This window comes from Variovorax sp. GW821-FHT09A10 (assembly GCF_059418385.1).
In genome coordinates this window covers 1,020,532-1,038,889 of the sequence record NZ_JBWKPT010000002.1, presented here as the reverse complement: position 1 = coordinate 1,038,889, position 18,358 = coordinate 1,020,532, and the positions used below count along the sequence as shown (strand labels likewise).

The following is an 18,358-nucleotide window of genomic DNA, read 5'->3' as shown; positions in this document are numbered from 1 at the left end:
CCGAATATAGAAGACCCCGCATGAGCCTGGCCAGCCGCGTGCGTGAAACCGCCATCGAGGGCGGGTAAGCTCGCGGCCCATGAAGCGCAACAGCACTCCCCGCACGTCCAAGTCCACCGGCGGCAAGGCTGCCGCGGCGCCCGCCGCCGAGGCATCCGACGTCCCGGTGTCCGCCGTGCTGGCGCGCATCGAAACCCTCTGGTCCTCGCTCGGCCCCGTGGGCCAGCGCATCGCCGACTTCATCGTGAAGAACCCGCGCGAGGTGGTCCACATGTCGGTCAGCGAGGTGGCCGAGCGCACCGGTTCGAGCGAGGGCAGCATCGTCGGCCTGTGCAAGAACCTGGGCGCCACGGGCTTCCAGCAGATCAAGATCGCGCTGGCGCAGGAGATCGTGCGGCCGGTGCAGTTCATCCACGAAGACCTCGACCCGCAGGACAAGGCCGACGCGGTGATCCGCAAGATCTTCCAGAGCAACGTGCAGACGCTGCACGACACGCAGTCGATGCTCGACGCCAAGGCGATGGAGCGCGCGGTGCAGCTGTTTCGCAAGGCCGAGCGCATCGAGATCTACGGCATCGGCAGCTCGGCCACCATCGCCGAGGACGCGCACTACCGCATGCTGCGCATCGGCCTCAATGCCAAGGTGGTGGTCGATTCGCACGTGCAGGCCATCAGCGCCTCGCTCACGAATGCGAAGACGGCGGTGCTGACGATTTCGCATTCGGGCAGCACGCACGAGACGGTGACGGCCACGCGCCTCGCGAAGGAGGCCGGCGCGGCCACGGTGTGCATCACCAACTTCGGCAAGTCGCCGATCCAGGCCTTTGCCGACGTGCTGCTGTTCACCATGGCGCGCGAAACCAACTTCCGCACCGAGGCGATGACGAGCCGGCTCGCGCAGCTGGCGATCATCGACGTGCTGATCGCCTGCCTGGCGCTGTCGGACTACGACACCTCGGTGCGCACGCTGCGCCAGACTTTCGACGTGCTCTCGCTCAAGCGGTACTGAGGCGCGGGTTCCACTGCTTCTGAGACGGGCGGCACGAGCAGCCCGGCCACCGTGGGCGCCACCGCCCCCGGCGATTCACCCACCAGCACGCAGGCCAGGCCGAGCCGTGCGGCGCCTTCGCCGTCGGTCAGCGGGTTGTCGCCGACCACCACCGTGCGCCCGGCGTGCGCGCCGAGGCGGCGCAGGCCTTCTTCGAACAGCAGCGGCGCAGGCTTGCCGACCACGCACCACGGCTGCACGCCGCTGGCCGCGACCACGGCCGCGAGCAACGCGCCGGTCTCGGGCACCACGCGCCCGTGCGGGCCCGGGTGCGTGGCGTCGGCATTGGTCACCATCAGCTTCGCGCCCCGCCGCAGTGCGTTCGCGATGACGGACAGGCGTGCGTGGCTGAAGTGCATGTCGAGCGCGAGCAGCACGACGTCGGCCTCGGCCTCCGCGGACACCAGCCTGCAGCCCTGCGCGCGCGCATAGCGCTGCAGGGCGGGGCTGGCGGCCAGCAGCACACGCGCCTGCGGATGCTGCTGCGCCAGCTGGCGCACCGCGAGTTCGCCGGCCAGCACGATGCGCTCGGGCGGCACGCGCAGGCCCAGCTTGCGCAGGCGTACCGACAGGCCCTGCGCCGTGTGCGTGGAGTTGTTGGACACGATGGCGTAGCGGTCGTGAAAGTGCGCCAGCAGGCGGGCCGCGCCGTCGATGGCTTCCTGCTGGCGCACCAGCGTGCCGTCGAGGTCGACCAGCAGGTGGCGGGCCTGCGCCAGCGCCTGGATGCCGCTGCCGTTCGTGGTCCCTGTTGTCGTGTGATGCGTGCTCATGGATCTCCGGGAGTGGGGCCGTCATGGGGGCTCGGCCGTGGCGGCGGATTCTATTGAATATTGCTCAGTGATATTTGAATTTTGAAATGAGCTTATTTCATTTCCCTGTCATCTGCGGCTCCTAAAGTTCTCTTCATCGGGGCGTTGCAACCGCACGCCCACCGCTTTCCAAACGAAGGAACCGACCATGAAAAAACTCCTGGCCCTTGCGGCTGCCGCCCTCTCGCTGACTGCCGCGCTGCCGCTGGCCGCGCAGGCTCAATCGGTGGCCGACGGCTCGCGCGAACGGCCGCTGCGCGTGCTGCTGATCCCGGCCGACGGCGGCACCGAGTCGGGCACCAAGGCCGACTACGCGCCGGTGTTCAACGCCATCACGCGCAGCACCGGCCTGAACTTCGACCTCAAGGTCGGCCAGTCGTACGGCGCGGTGGTCGAGGGCATGTGCAACCAGCTCGCCGACATCGCCTTCTTCGGCCCGGTGTCGTATGTGCAGGCCAACAAGCGCGGCTGCGCGCAGCTGCTGGCCGTGGGCGTGGAGAAGGGCGCCTCGGTCTACTACGCGGGCATGTTCGCCAAGGCCAATGCGCCCATCGCTTCGGTCAAGGACCTCAAGGGCAAGCGCGTGGCCTTCGGCGACGTCAACTCGGCCTCGAGCTTCACCTTCCAGGTCGCGATGCTGCTCGATGCCGGCATGGACCCGGCCAAGGACCTCGGCGCCATCCGCATGACCGGCAGCCACGCGAGCAGCCTGGCCGCGCTGGTGCAGGACCAGGTCGACGTGGCCTCGCTCTCGTTCGACTCCTACGAGAAGGCCGTGAAGCAGGGCGTGGTCGACCCGAAGACGGTGAAGGTGGTGGCGCGCAGCATGCCCATTCCGTACCCGCCGCTGGCGCTCAACTCGAAGCTGCCCGAGCCGCTGAAGGCAAAGCTCAAGGATGCCTTCCAGACCGTGAACAAGGCCCCCGGCGTCACGCCCGACATGATCCGCGGCTACGGCGGCGGCAAGATCGACGGCTACGACACCAAGTTCTCCGAAGCCGAGTTCAACGTCGCCGCCGAAAAGCTCGGCCTGCTGACCGACGAGCTCAAGGGCCGCATCCTCGCCAAGTCCGCCGAGCGTTGAGCGTCGCCATGCTGAATTTCGAATCGGTCGCCATGCACTACGCCGACGGCACGCGCGCGCTCGACGGCGTGTCGCTGCAGGTGCCGGCGGGGCAGTTCTGCGTGGTGCTGGGCGCCTCGGGCGCGGGCAAGTCGACGCTGCTGCGCATGGCCAACGGGCTGGTCAAACCCACGCAGGGCGCGGTGCAGGTCGAGGGCGTGCAGATTGCCGCCCACTCGCTGGCCCGCATCCGCCCGCGCATCGGCATGATCCACCAGCAGTTCAACCTGGTGCTGCGTTCCACCGTGGCCGACAACGTGCTGGCCGGCGCGCTGCCCGCGGTGCCGACATGGCGCGCGCTGCTCGGGCTGTTCACCGATGCGCAGCGTGCCAAGGCCTGCGCACTGATCGAATCGGTCGGCCTGCAGGAGCAGCACCTGCTGCGCCGCGTGAGCGAGCTGTCGGGCGGGCAGCAGCAGCGCGTGGGCATTGCGCGCGCCTTCATGCTGGAGCCGCCGCTGGTGCTGGCCGACGAGCCCGTGGCCAGCCTCGACCCGCAGACCAGCCACGATGTGCTGTCGCTGCTGCGCACGCAGGCCCGCGAGCGCGGCACCACGGTGCTGTGCAGCCTGCACCAGATCGAGCTGGCCTGCGAGTTCGCCGACCGCATCGTGGCGCTGCGCCACGGCGCGGTGGTGTTCGACGGCGCGCCCGCGGCCTTCGACCCGAAGGTGTTCGACGCGGTCTACGGCCGCACGCCGGCGCCCGCGCGGCCCGCGCCCGAAGCGCCGCTGCCGCTGCATGCCGGCGCGCTGGAGCTGGTGCCATGAGCCGCCCCGCATCCGCCTGGGCGCTGCCGCGCCCCTTCGGCGCCCGCAGCCTCGCCGTGCTGCTGCTCGTGGTGGTGGTCGGCTTCTTTGCCGGCCAGCGCGTGGAGATGGGTCGCATGCTGTCGCTCACGGGCGAGGGCGTGCTCGCGGCCGTCGGCCTGCGCGAGCAGTCGCAGGTGCTGTCGGGCCTGGGCACCATCGCCAAGTCGCTCTTTCCGCCGCAGGTGTCGGAGCGCACCGAGGTGTCGCGCATCGAGGGCTTCGACCGCGAGCGGCTGCCGTGGTTCTCGCATGTCGAGATGGAGGAATCGCGCCAGCCCAAGCTCAACCCGCAGACGCTGCAGATGGAAGAGGTGGTCGACCGGCGCGAGGTGCTGGTCGAGCCCTTCGGCTACCTCTGGCACGTGGCGGTGAAGATGCTCGAGACCTTCGAGATCGCCATCTGGGCGACGCTGCTGGCCATCGTGCTGAGCGCGCCGCTGGCCTGGTGCAGCGCGAAGAACTACACGCCGAACCGCGCTGTCTACACGCTGGCGCGCGGCGTGGTCGGCATGTTCCGCGCGGTGCCCGAGCTGGTGAGTGCGCTGTTCCTGGTGCTGGCCTACGGCTTCGGTCCCATCGCCGGCGTGCTCGCGCTCGCACTGCATTCGGCGGGCTTTCTCGGCAAGTTCTACGCCGAAGACATCGAGACCGCCGACGACAAGCCGCAGGAGGCGCTGCGGGCCATCGGCGCGAGCAAGTTGAAGGTGATGCGCTTCGCGGTGCTGCCGCAGGTGATGCCGCAGTTCATTGCCTACACGCTGTACATCCTCGACCGCAACGTGCGCATGGCCACCGTGGTCGGGCTGGTGGGCGCGGGCGGTATCGGCCAGGAGCTGAAGGGCCGCTACGACATGTACAACTACGCGCACGTCGGAACGATCCTGATCGCGATCTTTCTCACGGTGCTCGTGCTCGACAGGGTCGCAGCCCGCCTGCGCAGCCGCTATGCCTGAGCGCTGACACCCACCCATCCGCCCACTTCGGGCACCCGAGTTCTCCCCGTTTCTTCCCGTTCCGGTGCAAGCCCTTCGAGGCCTGCACGGCCCGGCTTCGCCCTGCTTTTCTTCTCACGCCCCTTCGATCCAGAAAAGGACACCTTCATGACCTCACGTTCTTCCCGGTATGGCCTCGCTGCGGCGGGCTTTCTCCTGTGCCTGAGCCTTGCCGCATGCGGCGGCGGAAGCGGCGGTGGCGGCGGCCTGCCGGTGCTGCCGCCCACCGGCCCCACGCCCCCGACCACCACGCCGGAGCCGCCCGGCCCGACGCCGGCGCTGAAGTGCGCGCCCTGAGCCGCGCGCCGCCTTCATCCACACGCCTTCCATTTCTTCTGTTTTTGTCCTCGCGTTGAAAGACTCCCCATGAACCCCTCCAACCGTCGCGATTTCTTCCGCAAGTCGGCCGGTGCCGTCGGCGCGGCTTCGGCCCTCACCCTGCTGCCGCCCACGATCCGCAAGGCGCTCGCCGTCGAGGCCGCGGTCGACACCGGCACCATCAAGGACATCAAGCACGTCGTGATCCTGATGCAGGAGAACCGCAGCTTCGACCACTACTTCGGCACGCTGCGCGGCGTGCGCGGTTTCGGCGACCGCTTTCCGATTCCGCTGGCCAACGGCAAGTCGGTGTACTTCCAGTCGAACCCCGCCGGTGGCGCGGAGATTCCGCCGTTCCGCCGCGACTCGACGATCGCCAATGCGCTGATCGGCTCGGGCACGCCGCACAACTTTCCCGACCAGCAGGCCGCCTGGAACCAGGGAAAGATGGACCGCTGGATCCAGTTCAAGAACCAGGCCACGATGGGCTACTACCTGCGCGAGGACATCCCGTTCCAGTTCGCGCTGGCCGATGCCTTCACGGTGTGCGATGGCTACCACTGCTCCATCCTCACCGGCACCGACCCCAACCGCATCGTGTTCTGGTCGGGCTCCAACTTCAACCCGGAGCTGCGCAAGAAGGGCATCAACAGCACCGACACCGACTCCGAACCCGTGAACTCGCGCTGCTGGCCCAACCCGTCCAACTGGGTGGCGGGCCGCCCGCAGCAGGCCGACGGCTCGGGCCAGAAAGACCCGATCAAGGGCGACTACAACTACAAGTACGTCAACAACGCCTTCAAGTGGGACACGCTGCCCGACGTGCTGCAGAAGAAGGGCGTCAGCTGGCACATCTACCAGAACATGAACAACAACTGGACGGGCGCCATGCACGGCTGCCTGGCCTTCGAGAGCTTTCGCACCGCGCAGCCGGGCTCGCCGATCTATGAGCACGGCCTCACGGGCGGCCCCGACACGGCCGACGGCGCCACCAACTTCCTGGCCCAGCTCAAGCAGGACGTGATGACGGGCAAATTGCCGGACGTCTCGTGGGTGCTGCCCACGCAGGCGCTGGCCGAGCACCCCGGCAGCAGCGAAGGCACGGCTGGCGCGGCCGACTTCATCGCCGACGTGCTGGACGCGCTCACGTCCAACCCGGCGGTGTGGAGCAAGACTGCGCTGTTCGTGACCTTCGACGAGAACGACGGCTTCTTCGACCACCTGGCCATGCCGGCCGTGCCCTCGTACGACGCCAACGGCACGCTCATGGGCAAGTCGACCGTGCCGCTGGAGGGCGAGTACTTCGACGCCTCGGTGGGCAGCTACCTGGCCGCCGCCGACAACACCACCACCGGCAAGATCCGCCCCTGGGGCCTGAGTTCGCGCGTGCCGATGTACGTGGTGTCGCCGTGGAGCAAGGGCGGCTGGGTCAACTCGCAGGTGTTCGACCACACCTCGGTGGGCCGCTTCCTCGAGAAGCGCTTCGACATCACGGTGGATGCGATCAGCCCGTGGCACCGCGCCGTGTGCGGCGACCTCACGACCTGCTTCGACTTCGTGAGCCCGAACGACCCGGTCGTTCCCAAGCTGCCCGACACGAGCAACTTCCCCGCGATCAATGCGGCGCAGCGGCTGCTCCCCACGGCCCCCGTGAGAAACGCCCCCGCCACGCCGCAGCCGCTGTACCAGGAGACCGGCACGCGCTTCTCGCGCGCATTGCCCTACGAGCTGCACACCAGCGCGCGCGTCGAGCCGCGCGGCCTGGTGCAGCTGGTGTTCGCGAACTCGGGCACGCAGGGCGCCGTGTTCCATGTGTACGACAAGCTGCACCTGGACCGCATTCCGCGCCGCTACACGGTCGAGGCCGGCAAGCAGCTGGCCGACTACTGGAACACCGGCGCCAGCGACAGCGGCAAGTACGACCTGTGGGTGTACAGCACCAACGGCTACGTGCGCAGCTTCCAGGGCGACGCACTGGCCTTCGACACCGCCGGCTTCAAGCCCGAGGTGCAGGTCTGCTACGAGCCGGTCGACGGGCAGGTCTACCTGAAGGTGCACAACACGGGCAAGGCGGCCGGCAAGGTCACGGTGACGGCCAACGCGTATCGCGCCGACGGACCCTGGACGCTCGAGGTCGCGCCGGGCGCCACCGGCATGCTGCACTGGAGCCTGGACAAGAGCGGCTACTGGTACGACTTCACCGTCAGCGCCGGGCACACCGAGCGCCGCTTCGCGGGCCGCGTCGAGACCGGCAAGCCCGGCGTGAGCGATCCGGCCATGGCCCTGCACCTGAAGGCCTGAGCGTCATGAAGTTCAAGAACAGAACGCGCAGCAAGACCCTGCTCGGGCTGGCCGTGGCCCTCGGCTCGGTGGCCGGCATGGGCATTGCCTCGGCCCAGCCGATCACCTGGGACCCGGCCAAGGGCAACCTGGGCATCGGCGACAAGGCCGGCACGACCGGTGTCACGGGCAGCAACGACCTGGCCTTCGGCAAGGGCGCGGGCAACAACGTCAGCACCAACTGGAACCTGGCCATCGGCGAGGGCGCCGGCACCGGCGTGTCGGGCAAGAACGCCAACCAGGCCATCGGCTACTACGCGGGCACCAACGTGGTCGGCGGCTGGAACCAGTCGATGGGACGCAGCGCGGGCCAGAACGTGACCGGCGACTACAACAACGCCGTCGGCTTCTGGGCCGGCACCGACGTGAAGGGCAACGGCAACGAGGCCTACGGCAGCAACGCCGGGCGCAACGTGACCGGCAACGCCAACCAGGCCTACGGCGGCGACGCGGGCCGCAACGTGACCGGCAGCAACAACCTGGCGACGGGGCAGGGCGCGGGCAGCGGCGTCACCGGCTCGGGCAACCAGGCCTCGGGCCAGATGGCCGGCGCGCAGGTGGCGGGCAGCAACAACGTGGCCATGGGCCAGGCCGCGGGCGGCGGCGTGCAGGGCAACCAGAACCTGGCGCTGGGCACGGCGGCCGGCCAGGGCGTGGTGGGCAGCCACAACATCGCGCAGGGCAGCGGCGCGGGCCAGAACGTCATGGGCAGCGGCAACATCGCCATCGGTGCCGACGCCGGCGTGTACGTGAACGCGAACCAGGCGATCTCGCTGGGCAGCGCGGCGCGCGCGAGTGCCGACAACGCCATCGCTCTCGGCAGCAACGCCTCGGCCTCGCATGCCAACAGCGTGGCGCTCGGCGCGGGCAGCACGACCACGCGCGGCGCGCAGTCGAACTACGTGGCCGTCGGCATGAGCGGGTTGCAGTCGTCGACCGGCGAAGTGGCGCTCGGCAACCGTCAGCTCACCGGCGTGGCGCCCGGCAGCGCGCCCGACGACGCGACCAACGTGGGCCAGGTGCAAGGCATGGTGCAGCAGGGCGTGAGCGCAGCCAACGCGTACACCGACACCGTCGCGGCACAAGGACTGCCGCTGGGCAAGGCCTACACCGACTTCACGGCCGCGCGCCTGCAAAGCCAGATGGACGAGAACGCGCGGCGTGCCTATGCGGGCATTGCAGGCGTTGCCGCGATGGAGGCCGCGCCGGTCGTGCCTGGGAAGATCAGCTATGCCGTGGGCTTGGGCAACTTCCGCAGCGAAAGCGCGATGGGGGGATCGATCCGTCGCACCTCGCAGGATGGGCGCTACAGCGTGACGCTGGGGGTGGGGGCGAGCAGTTCGGGCGTGGTGAGCCGGGTGGCGTTCACGGGGGTGTTCGACTGAACTCGTTCAGGGCCACGATCCCGCCGACGGGGTACCTTGCTCCGCGAATGTCCTCCGGCCTGCGGCCTCCCCCTTAATTTCGCTGCGCAAGGCACCCCATCGACGTGATCGTCATCAGCAGTGGTCGTTGATCGGCGAGCACCAGCCGCGTGCCCTCGTGCACAGGGCATCGGGTGCTCCCCGCAGCGAAATCAAGGAGGAGGGCGAAGCCCGGGGGACATTCGCGGAGGGGAGTACCCGGTGTCCTTTGCACGCGCCCTGAAGAAACTCACTCCCGCGTCAACACGAAGCGCTTGCGAATCCCATCCGCAGCAGAGGGCGCGACCCACAAGTCGAACTCACCCGGCTCGACCACAGGCTTCATGTCGCGGCCCAGAAACTGCAGGTCGTCATCGCCGACATTGAACTCGACCACCTCCGACGCCCCCGGCGCAATCCTCACCTTGCGGAAATTCTTCAGCTCACGCACCGGCCGCGTCACGCTCGCGGCGCGCTGCGCCAGGTACAGCTGCACCACTTCTTCCGCCTCGCGCGTCCCCGTGTTGGTGACGGTCGCGCGCACGCGCAAGGTCTTGCCCATGGCGAGGCGGTCCGTGCTCAGCTCGACCTGGTCGTAGCGCACCGGCGCATAGCCGATGCCGAAACCGAAGGGGTACAGCGCCTCGTTCGTCGCGTCCAGGTAGCGGGTCTTGAAGGCCGTGCCCGGCGCGCTTTCGGGCGAGGGGCGGCCGGTGCGCTTGTGGGCGTAGTAGTAGGGCACCTGGCCGGCGGTCTGTGGAAAGCTCACGGGCAGGCGGCCCGAGGGGTTGGCGTCGCCGAACACCACGTCGGCGATCGCGTGGCCGGTCTGCACGCCGAGGAACCAGGTCACGAGGATGGCGCGCGCATTGCGCACCGCACCCTGGAGCGCCATCGCGCGGCCGTTGCTCAGCAGCACGACCACCGGTTTGCCGGTGGCGGCCACGGCCTCGGCCAGGTCCTGCTGCGCCTGCGGCAGGCCGATGTCGCTGCGCGAGCGCGACTCGCCCGACATCTTCTGGCTCTCGCCGATCGCCAGCACCACCACGTCGGCGTCGCGCGCGGCGGCCACGGCGGTTTCGATGCCGCCAGGCAGCGGCGATTCGACGTTCGCACCGCGCGTGACGGTCAGCCGCGAGGCCTCGGCGCCCAGCGCGGCACGCAGGCCTTCGTCGATGCCCACGGGCGCGGACTGGCCCGGGAACAGGCTCCAGGAGCCCATCAGGTCCTTCGTGCCCTCGGCGAAGGGGCCGATCAGCGCGATCTTCTGCGGGCCTGTCTTCGCGAGCGGCAGCAGCTGGCCTTCGTTCTTCAGCATTACGATGGAGCGGCGCGCGCTCTCGCGGGCCAGCGCGATGAACTCGGGGTTCTCCACGCGCTGCGCGGCCGGCGGGCCGTCCAGGCCGCGCATCGGGTCGTCGAAGAGGCCGAGCTTGAGCTTGACCCGCAGCACGCGCCGCACGGCCTCGTCGAGCCGCGCCATCGGCACCTCGCCCGAGGCCACGAGGTCGGGCAGGTGGCGGATGTACAGGCCGCTTTGCATGCTCACGTCGGTGCCGGCCATGAAGGCCAGCTTGGCGGCCTCGCGGCCGTTGGCGGCGTGGCCGTGCTCGATGAGCTCCTCGTCGGCCGTGTAGTCCGACACCACGAAGCCCTTGAACTTCCACTCGTCGCGCAGCACGCCGGTGAGCAGCGCGGGGTTGGCGGTCGAGGGCACGCCGCCGATCTCGTTGAAGGCGCTCATGACCGACAGCGCGCCCGCATCGAGCGCCGCGCGAAACGGCGGCAGGTAGACCTCGCGCAGCGTGCGCTCGGAAATTTCGCTCGTGTTGTAGTCGAGCCCGCCCTCGGCCGCGCCGTAGGCCGCGAAGTGCTTGGGCGTGGCCAGCATCGAGTCGGCGTTCGAGAGGCTGCTGCCCTGGAAGCCGCGCACGCGCGCCGCCGCGAACTGGCGCGCCAGGTACGGATCTTCGCCCACGCCTTCGAGGCCGCGGCCCCAGCGCGCGTCGCGCGCGATGTCGACCATGGGCGCGAAGGTCCAGCGAAAGCCGTCGGCCGTGGCCTCGACCGCCGCCGCGCGCGCGGTGCGCTCGGCCAGCGCGGGCTCCCAGCTCGAAGCCTCGGCCAGCGGCATCGGGAAGATCGTGCGAAAGCCGTGGATCACGTCGGCGCCGAAGATCAGCGGAATGCCCAGCCGCGACTCGCGCACCGCCACCTGTTGCAACCGCCGCTTGCCTTCGAGGCCGGCGTTGTTGAAGAGGCCCGTGAGTCGCCCGTTGCGCACGTCCTCGGTCTCCTGCTGCCCGTTGCGCCAGCCGGCCTGCGGGTTGTTCGGGATGTTGATGTCGGCCGGGCCGTAGAGGCTGAGCTGGCCGGCCTTTTCCTGCAGCGTCATGCGTGCGATCAGCGATTCGATGCGCGCTTCGGCGGCGTCGGAGGGCTGGAGGTTTTTCGGAACGGACGCCGCGATGGCGGGGAGGGAGAGGGCGGACAGGACGAGGGCGAGAACGGCGGCTTTTCGAACATGCATGGCCGCCTATTCTGCAGACAACGCCCGCCGCGCCTGGCCAGCGGGTTTCCGCCCTGGGCGTAGGGCCTTGTCCGACCCCGGCCGCTTCAGGCCCTGCCGATCAGTCCGCACCGAGCCGCAACCGGCTGGGCAGTCGCTTCTCGATCGCGAATTTCCACAGCGCCGCGCAGCGGGAGATGCCGTGCGCGAACTTGCCGTAGGGCAGCGTGAGAAAGAGCGCCATCACCACGCCCAGGTGCACCGCCAGCAGCAGCGCCATGAAGCGGGTGTCGCGCCAGGCCAGCAGCGCCAGGCCCGTGAGGCTCGTGAGCAACAGCAGCGCGATGAAGCCGCGGTCCATCGGCCGCTGCGCCACGTCGCCGTGCGTGGCGTGGCGCCGCAGGTTGAGCCACAGCAGGCCGACGGGGCCGATCACGAGGCCGATGCCGCCCGTGGTGCCCAGCAGCACGGGCAGGCTCGTGAGCGCATAGGGCGCATGCAGGTCGAACAGGTAGTGGTACAGCGTCGCCACGCAGGTGGAGGCGAAGCACAGCATGAAGCCGTAGAAGGTGAAGTGATGGAAGCGCCGGCGCCACAGCGTGAAGCGGTCGTCTTCGTTGTTGCAGCCTTCGCCGTGGCCGCCGTCGAGGTAGGTCAGGCGCAGCGCGTCGTGCGCGGCTTCGGCGCTGGCTGCGCGGCGCACGCCCGGCAGGTCGGGCGCGTTGCCCGGGTCGTTCGCGGGCGAGACCTCGCGCCAGAAGCGGCGCGTGCCCATGGCCAGCGCGAACACCACGAACAGGAACACCGCGCCGAACACCAGTGCCAGGAAGTTGTGCGGAAAGATCGCGTAGAAGTTGCCCGCGAGCGGCGCGTGCAGGAGCGAACCCGACATCGCGACTGCAAGCACGAGGAACAGCGCGAGCCCGCCCGCCAGTGCCAATGCGACGGTGAGCCCGGCCCGCTTGTAGAGCGCGCCCATCGCGGGCGGCCAGGCGTAGTCGTGGTACGTCTGCAGACGTACCTGCGCCATCGCCTGCGGCACGTTCACGGCGAACTCGTGCGGCGGTGCGTACTGGCAGGCATGCAGGCAGGCGCCGCAGTTGTGGCACAGGTTGGCGAGGTAGTGCGTGTCGGCCTTGCCGAATTCGAGCCGGCGCGTCATGGCGGGGAACACGGCGCAGAAGCCCTCGCAGTAGCGGCAGGCGTTGCAGATCTGCAGGATGCGCGCGACCTCGCCTTCGCTCGCGGTCAACGGCAGGGCGGGCTGGATCGGGATGACGCGCGACGGGTTGCTGCCGATGCCATCGGCATCCGCACGAGCGCGTGCGACGAGGTCAGTGAGCTGCTGCAAGGGCTGTCTCCGGGGAATTCTTCGAATGGTTCTTTGCCGCACGCGCAGCCTGTGTGCCAGCGATGCGCCCGAAGGCCGTGCCGATGCTCATGCCCACGCCGGCCGTGTAGCCCTGGCCGAGCACGTTGCCGGCCATCATCTCGCCGGCCACGAAGAGGTTGGGGCTCGGCCGGCCGCCGAAGCGCACGGCGGCGGTCTCGTCCACCTTCAGGCCGAGGTACGTGAAAGTGATGCCGGGGCGCAGCGGATACGCATGGAAGGGCGCCGTGTCGATCGGGCGCGCCCAGTGCGTCTTGGCGGGCGCGAGGCCTTCGGTGTGGCAGTCGTCCAGCGCCGTGTGATCGAAGCGGCCGACGCGGCAGGCGGCGTTGTAGTCCTGCACGGTGCGTACGAAGGTGGCTTCGTCCAGACCGATCTTCTGCGCCAGTTCGCCGAGCGTGCCCGCCCGCGTGCCGGGGAACACGGGCGGCATGAAGCGCCCGACCGCCTGCTGGTCGATGACCGACCACGCGATCTGCCCCGGCTGCTGCGCCACGAGCCGGCCCCAGATCGCATAGCGCTTGGGCCAGAAATCTTCGCCTTCGTCGTAGAAGCGCTGCGCCTCGCGGTTGACCACGATGCCGAGCGACACGCAGTCGATGCGCGTGCAGATGCCGCCGTCGTACAGCGGCGCGCGCGCGTCGATGGCGACCATGTGGCCCTGCGACGGGTCGCCGATGCGGTCGGCGCCCGCGTCGATCATGTGCCTGAGCAGCACGCCCTGGTTGAAGCGCGTGCCGCGGATGAGGAAGTTGTCGGCCGGCCACTCGCCGCGCTCGTTCTGTCCCCACGCCTCGCGCAGCCAGTCGCGGTTCGATTCGAAACCGCCCGAGGCCAGCACACAGCTCCTGGCCGCGATGCGCTCGCCGGCCTCGGTGCGCACGGCCACGAAGCGCTCGCCGTCGAGTTCGACCGAGGCCACGGGCGTGTCGTAGCGGATCTGCACGCCGAGCGCTTCGGCGCTGCGGTAGTAGGCGTTGACGAGCGCCTTGCCGCCGCCCATGAAGAAGGCGTTGGTGCGCGCCACATGCAGCGCGCCCGACAGCGGCGGCTGGAAGCGCACGCCATGGCGGCGCATCCAGTCGCGGCAGTTCGACGAGGCGCGGATCACGAGGCGCGCCAGGTGCTCGTCGGTGAGGCCGCCGGTCACCTTCAGCAGGTCTTGCCAGTACTCCTCTTCAGGGTAGGCCTCGACCAGCACGTCCTGCGGCGCGTCGTGCATGCAGCGCAGGTTGCGGGTGTGCTGCGAATTGCCGCCGCGCCACTCCTTGGGCGAGGCTTCCAGCAGCAGCACCGAAGCGCCGGCCTCGCGCGCCATCAGCGCGGCGCACAGCGCGGCATTGCCGCCACCGACAACCAGTACGTCTATCACTCGTGGGTCTCCTTGGAATGCAGGAGACTTTAGGGAGCATGGCCTTCACGCGAAAGGCCAATCAAGGCAACAGGTGTTCAGCTTTCGAGAAGACTTGCCCCAGCCCAACGGCCTTCGCTGACCAACGTGCGCGCCGTTTCAGCGACCACCACGCGCGCGGCCAGCGCGGCGGGCGAGAGCTCGTCGTCCGACAGGCTCACGAGCAGGTTGCGGCGCCCCACGTGCGCGTCCGAAATCTGCGTGAGTTCGAGGTCGTCGCGGTCGTGTCGCGCCGTGGCGGCGCCGGGCTGGATGGTGGCACCGTGGCCGGCGCGCACCGCGTCCATCAGCAGCGCCAGGCCGTCGACCTCGGCCACGATGCGCGGCGCCACGCGCGCCCGTGCAAAGGCGGCCATCAGCGTGGCGCGCAGGCCGTGGCTGCCGCTGGGCAGGATCAGCGGCACCTCGGCCAGCTGCGACAGGCGCACCTTCTTGCCCGTGGGGCGCGGCGTGAGGGTGGGCGACGCGATCACGAAGAGCTTTTCAGCCAGCAGCGGAGCCACGCTCCAGCGCCGCGGCGTGTCGGTCTGGAACAGCACGGCCAGGTCGAGCTGGCGCGCATGCAGCATGGTCGTGAGGTGGCCCGACAGCGCCTCGACCATGTGCAGTCGCACCTCGGGGTAGCGCGCCTGCATGGCCTGCATCAGCGGCACGCCGAGCACGGTGGCGGTGGTGGGCGCCAGGCCCACGCTCACATGGCCCGACAGCCGCGCCTGCTGCGCCGCGCGCACGGCGTCATCGGCGTGGCGCAGGGTGAGCTGCGCCTGGTGCAGGAAGGCCAGGCCCGCATCGGTGGGCATGACGCCGGTCGAATGGCGGCGCAGCAGGCGGGTCGAGAGTTCGCTTTCGAGCCGGCTGATCTGCTGGCTCAGCGCCGAGGTGACCACCCCCAGCTCCACGGCCGCGCGGCCCATGCTGCGCAGCTCGCAGACCTTGACGAAGTAGCGCAGTTGTCTCAGTTCCATCCGCGCATCATGGCGCAGGCACGGCAGCGGGCTGGCCGCGCCGCAGCAACAGCCATCCGAACAGTGGGGCAGTGATGTACATCACCACCGAGTAGATCGCCGCCGGCAGCGCCAGCGGAAAGCTCCCCAGCACGCTCACCGCGATGAAGATGGCCAGCGTGGAGTTGTGGATGCCGATCTCGTAGCTGATGGCGGTGGCCAGCGGCTTGTCCAGGCCGGCCGCGCGGCTCAGGTAGTAGCCGGCCAGCAGGCTCACGAGGTTGAACAGCAGCACCGGCACGCCGATCTCGGCGAAGGTGGTGGTGATGTTCTTCCACTCGTTGGCGATGGCGAGGACGGTGACCACCGCGAGCACCACGGCGCTGAAGATCTTGGTCGGCTTTTCCATGCGCGCCGCAAAGCCGGGCTTGCGCGACGCGACCACCATGCCGATGGCCACCGGCACCAGCACGATGGCGATCACCTCGACCAGCTTGCGCGTCTGCAGCGGCACCACCTGGCCGCTCGGCGCGAAATGGTTGATGGCCCAGTTGGCGATGAGCGGCAGCGTGACGATCGACAGCAGCGTGTTCACGGCCGTGAGCGAGATGTTCATCGCCACGTTGCCGCCGAACAGGTGCGAGAACAGGTTGGCCGAGATGCCGCCCGGCGAGGCCGCCAGCAGCATGAGCCCGATGGCGAACACCGGCGACAGGCCGAAGCCCACGATGATCGCGTAGCAGGCCAGCGGCAGGCCGATGACCTGCAGCACGAGCGCGATGGTCACGGCCTTCGGGTGCTTGAACAGGTGCCGGAAGTCGTCGAGCGAGAGCGACAGCCCCAGCCCGAACATCACGAGCGCGAGCGCGCCGAACAGGAACCGGGTCACGATGAGCGTGGTGTCCATGGGGTGGTGTCTCCTCTTTGCTTCTTTTGCTTAAAAAAAAGCTGCCGGCACCCGTCGCGCGGGCGCTGGCAGCCGTACAAAACCGGGGTCGACGCGTCTTATTGTTTGTAGCTGTCGTCGATGCGGTCGAGTTTGCGGATCAGCGAAGGCCAGACGAACATGCCGCCCAGGCCGCCGCTTTGCACCTTCATGGCCTGGCCCACGCCGTCGATGATCCTCGGGTCCACGTGCGTGAGTTCACCGCCGCCGGCCTGCGCGGCGATCTGGATCTGGCAGGTGTTCTCGAAGGTGTACATCGAAAGGAAGGCGTCGGCAATGGTCTTGCCGCAGGTCAGCAGGCCGTGGTTGCGCAGCATGAGGAAGTTGGCACTACCCATGTCGGCCTGCAGGCGCGGCTTCTCGTCGTCGCGGAAGGCCACGCCTTCGTAGTCGTGGTACGCCAGCGAGGCCAGCACGAAGGTCGACTGCTGGCTGATGGGCAGCACACCGTTCTTCTGCGCGCTCACGGCGATGCCGGCCCGGGTGTGGGTGTGCAGCACGCACTGGATGTCTTCGCGCGCGGCATGCACGGCGCTGTGGATCACGAAGCCGGCCGGGTTCACGGGGTAGGGCGAGTCGATGATCTTGTTGCACTGCTGGTCGACCTTGACCAGGCTCGAGGCCGTGATCTCGTCGAACATCAGGCCGTAGGGGTTGATCAGGAAGTGGTGCTCGGGGCCGGGCACGCGCGCGCTGATGTGCGTGAAGACGAGGTCGCTCCAGCCGTACAGCGCCACCAGGCGGTAGCAGGCGGCGAGGTCGACGCGCAGCTGCCATTCTTCGGCGGAGACGAGCTTCTGGATTTCGGAGGCGGAGGTGGCGTTCATGGGGGTGTGTCCTTGGTCGAGGGTCAGGCGGTGGTCGGCTCTTGCAGCACCGTCTTGTAGACGCTCTGCTTGGGCTGTGCCATCAGGCGGCGCAGCATGGGCTCGAACTCGCTGATGGGCAGGGTCTCGGCCTTGGGGTCGAAGGCCGGGTTGTCGTAGAGCGCGCAGAACTCGGCGGTGCGCTCGTAGTGCGGGTGGTCCTTGAAACTGTCGCGCATGTCGCGGTCCAGCCCGATGTGGTGGAAGAAGTAGTGGCCCTGGAAGATGCCGTGGTTCTGCACCATCCAGTGGTTGGCCTCGCTCACGAAGGGCTTGAGGATGGCCGCGGCGATGTCGGGGTGGTTGAAGCTGCCCAGCGTGTCGCCGATGTCGTGCAGCAGCGCGCACACCACGTACTCCTCGTCGCGGCCGTCGCGCAGCGCGCGCGTGGCGGTCTGCAGCGAGTGCGTGTAGCGGTCGACCGGAAAGCCGCCGTAGTCGCCTTCGAGGATCTGCAGGTGCTTGATCACGCGCGCGGGCAGGCCGCCCGCGAACTGCATGAACTCGCCGCCGATCAGTTGCCAGTCTTCGCGCGTGCTGTCCTGCATGCGCTTGAAACTTGCCCGTGCGTTCATCGTGTGGGGTCTCCGTTCTGGGGGGATGGCGGCCACTGTAGACCTGCGCTTGACCTTCAACTGTCAAGAATTTGACAATACGAGGTTCTGGTAAACCCGCCTCAGGCACCTTTTTTCCCTCCATGGCCACCTCGACCAAGCCGCGCCTGTCAGCCGCGCACCGCGTCGCGCTCGACGGCAACCCCTGGTTCACCAGCATGCCGCGCGCGCAGCGCGATGCGCTGCTGGGCGCGGCCGAGCTGCTGCATGTGCGCCGCGGCACCATGGTGTTCCGCCAGGGCGACCCGATCCATGCGGCGGGCGGCGGCTTCTACGGGCTGGTGGCGGGCACGATCAAGATCTCGTCGCTGCGCCAGGACGGGCGCGAGGCCATCCTGGCGGTGCTGGAGCCGGGCAACTGGTTCGGCGAGATCACGCTCATCGACGGCTCGCCGCGCACGCACGACGCCACCGCGCTCGAAGCGCTCGACCTGCTGGTGGTGCCGCCCGAGGCCTTCGTGCGGCAGATGCGCGACGTGGTGTTTTCCAACGCCATCGCGGCCATGCTGGCCGCGCGCGTGCGCATGCTCTACGGCCTGGCCGAAGACGCCACCTTGCGCAGCCTGCGCGCGCGCGTGGCGCACCGGCTGCTGGTGCTGGCGCGCGGCGACGCCACGCAGTCGGTGCACCTGCGGCACGAACTCATGCTGTCGCAGGAGGCGCTGGCCATGATGCTCGGCGTGACGCGCCAGACGCTGTCCAAGGAGCTCAACGCGCTGGCCACCGAAGGCGTGGTGTCGCTGGGCTACGGGCGCATCGAACTGCTGTCGCTCGAGGCGCTGCAGGGGCTGGTGCGCACGGGCTGAGGGTCTTGTCACAGCGCGGGCAGG

Annotated in this window: 16 protein-coding genes; 8 read left to right on the top strand and 8 right to left on the bottom strand. The window is 69.0% G+C overall.

Annotated elements, in window-relative coordinates; translation table 11 throughout:
* The first annotated feature begins 79 nt into the window (after positions 1 to 79).
* A complete protein-coding gene (locus AC07Q9_RS11650; protein ID WP_223301301.1) occupies positions 80 to 1,009 on the top strand; it encodes a MurR/RpiR family transcriptional regulator in 930 nt (309 codons plus the stop codon).
* On the opposite strand, the gene AC07Q9_RS11645 is transcribed toward AC07Q9_RS11650, so the two are convergent.
* Entirely contained in the window at positions 946 to 1,821 is an 876-nt protein-coding gene (locus tag AC07Q9_RS11645) for an HAD-IIA family hydrolase (protein ID WP_495309499.1), read from the bottom strand. The genes AC07Q9_RS11650 and AC07Q9_RS11645 overlap by 64 nt on opposite strands.
* Positions 1,822 to 2,008: 187 nt before the next feature.
* Here AC07Q9_RS11645 and AC07Q9_RS11640 point away from each other — a divergent pair, with 187 nt between their 5' ends.
* The 6 genes from AC07Q9_RS11640 (at position 2,009) to AC07Q9_RS11615 (ending at position 8,830) form a co-directional block, all read left to right on the top strand.
* Complete coding sequence (locus AC07Q9_RS11640) at positions 2,009 to 2,944, top strand: phosphate/phosphite/phosphonate ABC transporter substrate-binding protein (protein ID WP_070060360.1); 936 nt, start codon at positions 2,009 to 2,011, stop codon at positions 2,942 to 2,944.
* A gap of 8 nt (positions 2,945 to 2,952) precedes the next feature.
* A complete protein-coding gene (gene phnC, locus AC07Q9_RS11635; protein ID WP_139706723.1) occupies positions 2,953 to 3,753 on the top strand; it encodes a phosphonate ABC transporter ATP-binding protein in 801 nt (266 codons plus the stop codon).
* On the top strand, positions 3,750 to 4,748 hold the full coding sequence (phnE, locus tag AC07Q9_RS11630) for a phosphonate ABC transporter, permease protein PhnE (protein WP_495309498.1): 999 nt from the start codon (positions 3,750 to 3,752) through the stop codon (positions 4,746 to 4,748). Before phnC ends, phnE begins: the two co-directional genes overlap by 4 nt.
* Positions 4,749 to 4,895: 147 nt before the next feature.
* A complete protein-coding gene (locus AC07Q9_RS11625) occupies positions 4,896 to 5,084 on the top strand; it encodes a hypothetical protein (RefSeq protein WP_492685461.1) in 189 nt (62 codons plus the stop codon).
* Between the two features lie 69 nt (positions 5,085 to 5,153).
* A complete protein-coding gene (locus tag AC07Q9_RS11620; RefSeq protein ID WP_495309497.1) occupies positions 5,154 to 7,406 on the top strand; it encodes a phosphocholine-specific phospholipase C in 2,253 nt (750 codons plus the stop codon).
* 5 nt (positions 7,407 to 7,411) lie between these two features.
* A complete protein-coding gene (locus tag AC07Q9_RS11615; RefSeq protein ID WP_495309496.1) occupies positions 7,412 to 8,830 on the top strand; it encodes a YadA family autotransporter adhesin in 1,419 nt (472 codons plus the stop codon).
* Between the two features lie 268 nt (positions 8,831 to 9,098).
* Here AC07Q9_RS11615 and AC07Q9_RS11610 read toward each other — a convergent pair whose 3' ends face one another.
* The 7 genes from AC07Q9_RS11610 to AC07Q9_RS11580 form a co-directional block, all read right to left on the bottom strand.
* Positions 9,099 to 11,378 (bottom strand): glycoside hydrolase family 3 N-terminal domain-containing protein, encoded by a 2,280-nt coding sequence (locus AC07Q9_RS11610; protein ID WP_495309494.1) that lies wholly within the window; start codon positions 11,376 to 11,378, stop codon positions 9,099 to 9,101.
* Between the two features lie 100 nt (positions 11,379 to 11,478).
* Positions 11,479 to 12,708 (bottom strand): tricarballylate utilization 4Fe-4S protein TcuB, encoded by a 1,230-nt coding sequence (gene tcuB, locus AC07Q9_RS11605; RefSeq protein WP_495309492.1) that lies wholly within the window; start codon positions 12,706 to 12,708, stop codon positions 11,479 to 11,481.
* Positions 12,692 to 14,119, bottom strand: a complete 1,428-nt coding sequence (gene tcuA / locus AC07Q9_RS11600; protein ID WP_495309491.1) for an FAD-dependent tricarballylate dehydrogenase TcuA — start codon at positions 14,117 to 14,119, stop codon at positions 12,692 to 12,694. The genes tcuB and tcuA overlap by 17 nt, the downstream gene beginning before the upstream one ends.
* 77 nt (positions 14,120 to 14,196) lie before the next feature.
* On the bottom strand, positions 14,197 to 15,123 hold the full coding sequence (locus tag AC07Q9_RS11595; protein WP_495309489.1) for a LysR family transcriptional regulator: 927 nt from the start codon (positions 15,121 to 15,123) through the stop codon (positions 14,197 to 14,199).
* 7 nt (positions 15,124 to 15,130) lie between these two features.
* Positions 15,131 to 16,009, bottom strand: coding sequence for a bile acid:sodium symporter family protein (locus AC07Q9_RS11590; RefSeq protein ID WP_495309487.1), 879 nt, complete (start codon positions 16,007 to 16,009; stop codon positions 15,131 to 15,133).
* A gap of 98 nt (positions 16,010 to 16,107) precedes the next feature.
* Entirely contained in the window at positions 16,108 to 16,875 is a 768-nt protein-coding gene (locus AC07Q9_RS11585; protein ID WP_062478349.1) for a class II aldolase/adducin family protein, read from the bottom strand.
* A gap of 23 nt (positions 16,876 to 16,898) precedes the next feature.
* Positions 16,899 to 17,489 (bottom strand): HD domain-containing protein, encoded by a 591-nt coding sequence (locus AC07Q9_RS11580; protein ID WP_139706971.1) that lies wholly within the window; start codon positions 17,487 to 17,489, stop codon positions 16,899 to 16,901.
* 122 nt (positions 17,490 to 17,611) lie between these two features.
* Between AC07Q9_RS11580 and AC07Q9_RS11575 the strand changes: the two genes are divergently transcribed.
* Entirely contained in the window at positions 17,612 to 18,334 is a 723-nt protein-coding gene (locus AC07Q9_RS11575) for a Crp/Fnr family transcriptional regulator (protein WP_495309484.1), read from the top strand.
* The last annotated feature ends 24 nt before the right edge of the window (positions 18,335 to 18,358 follow it).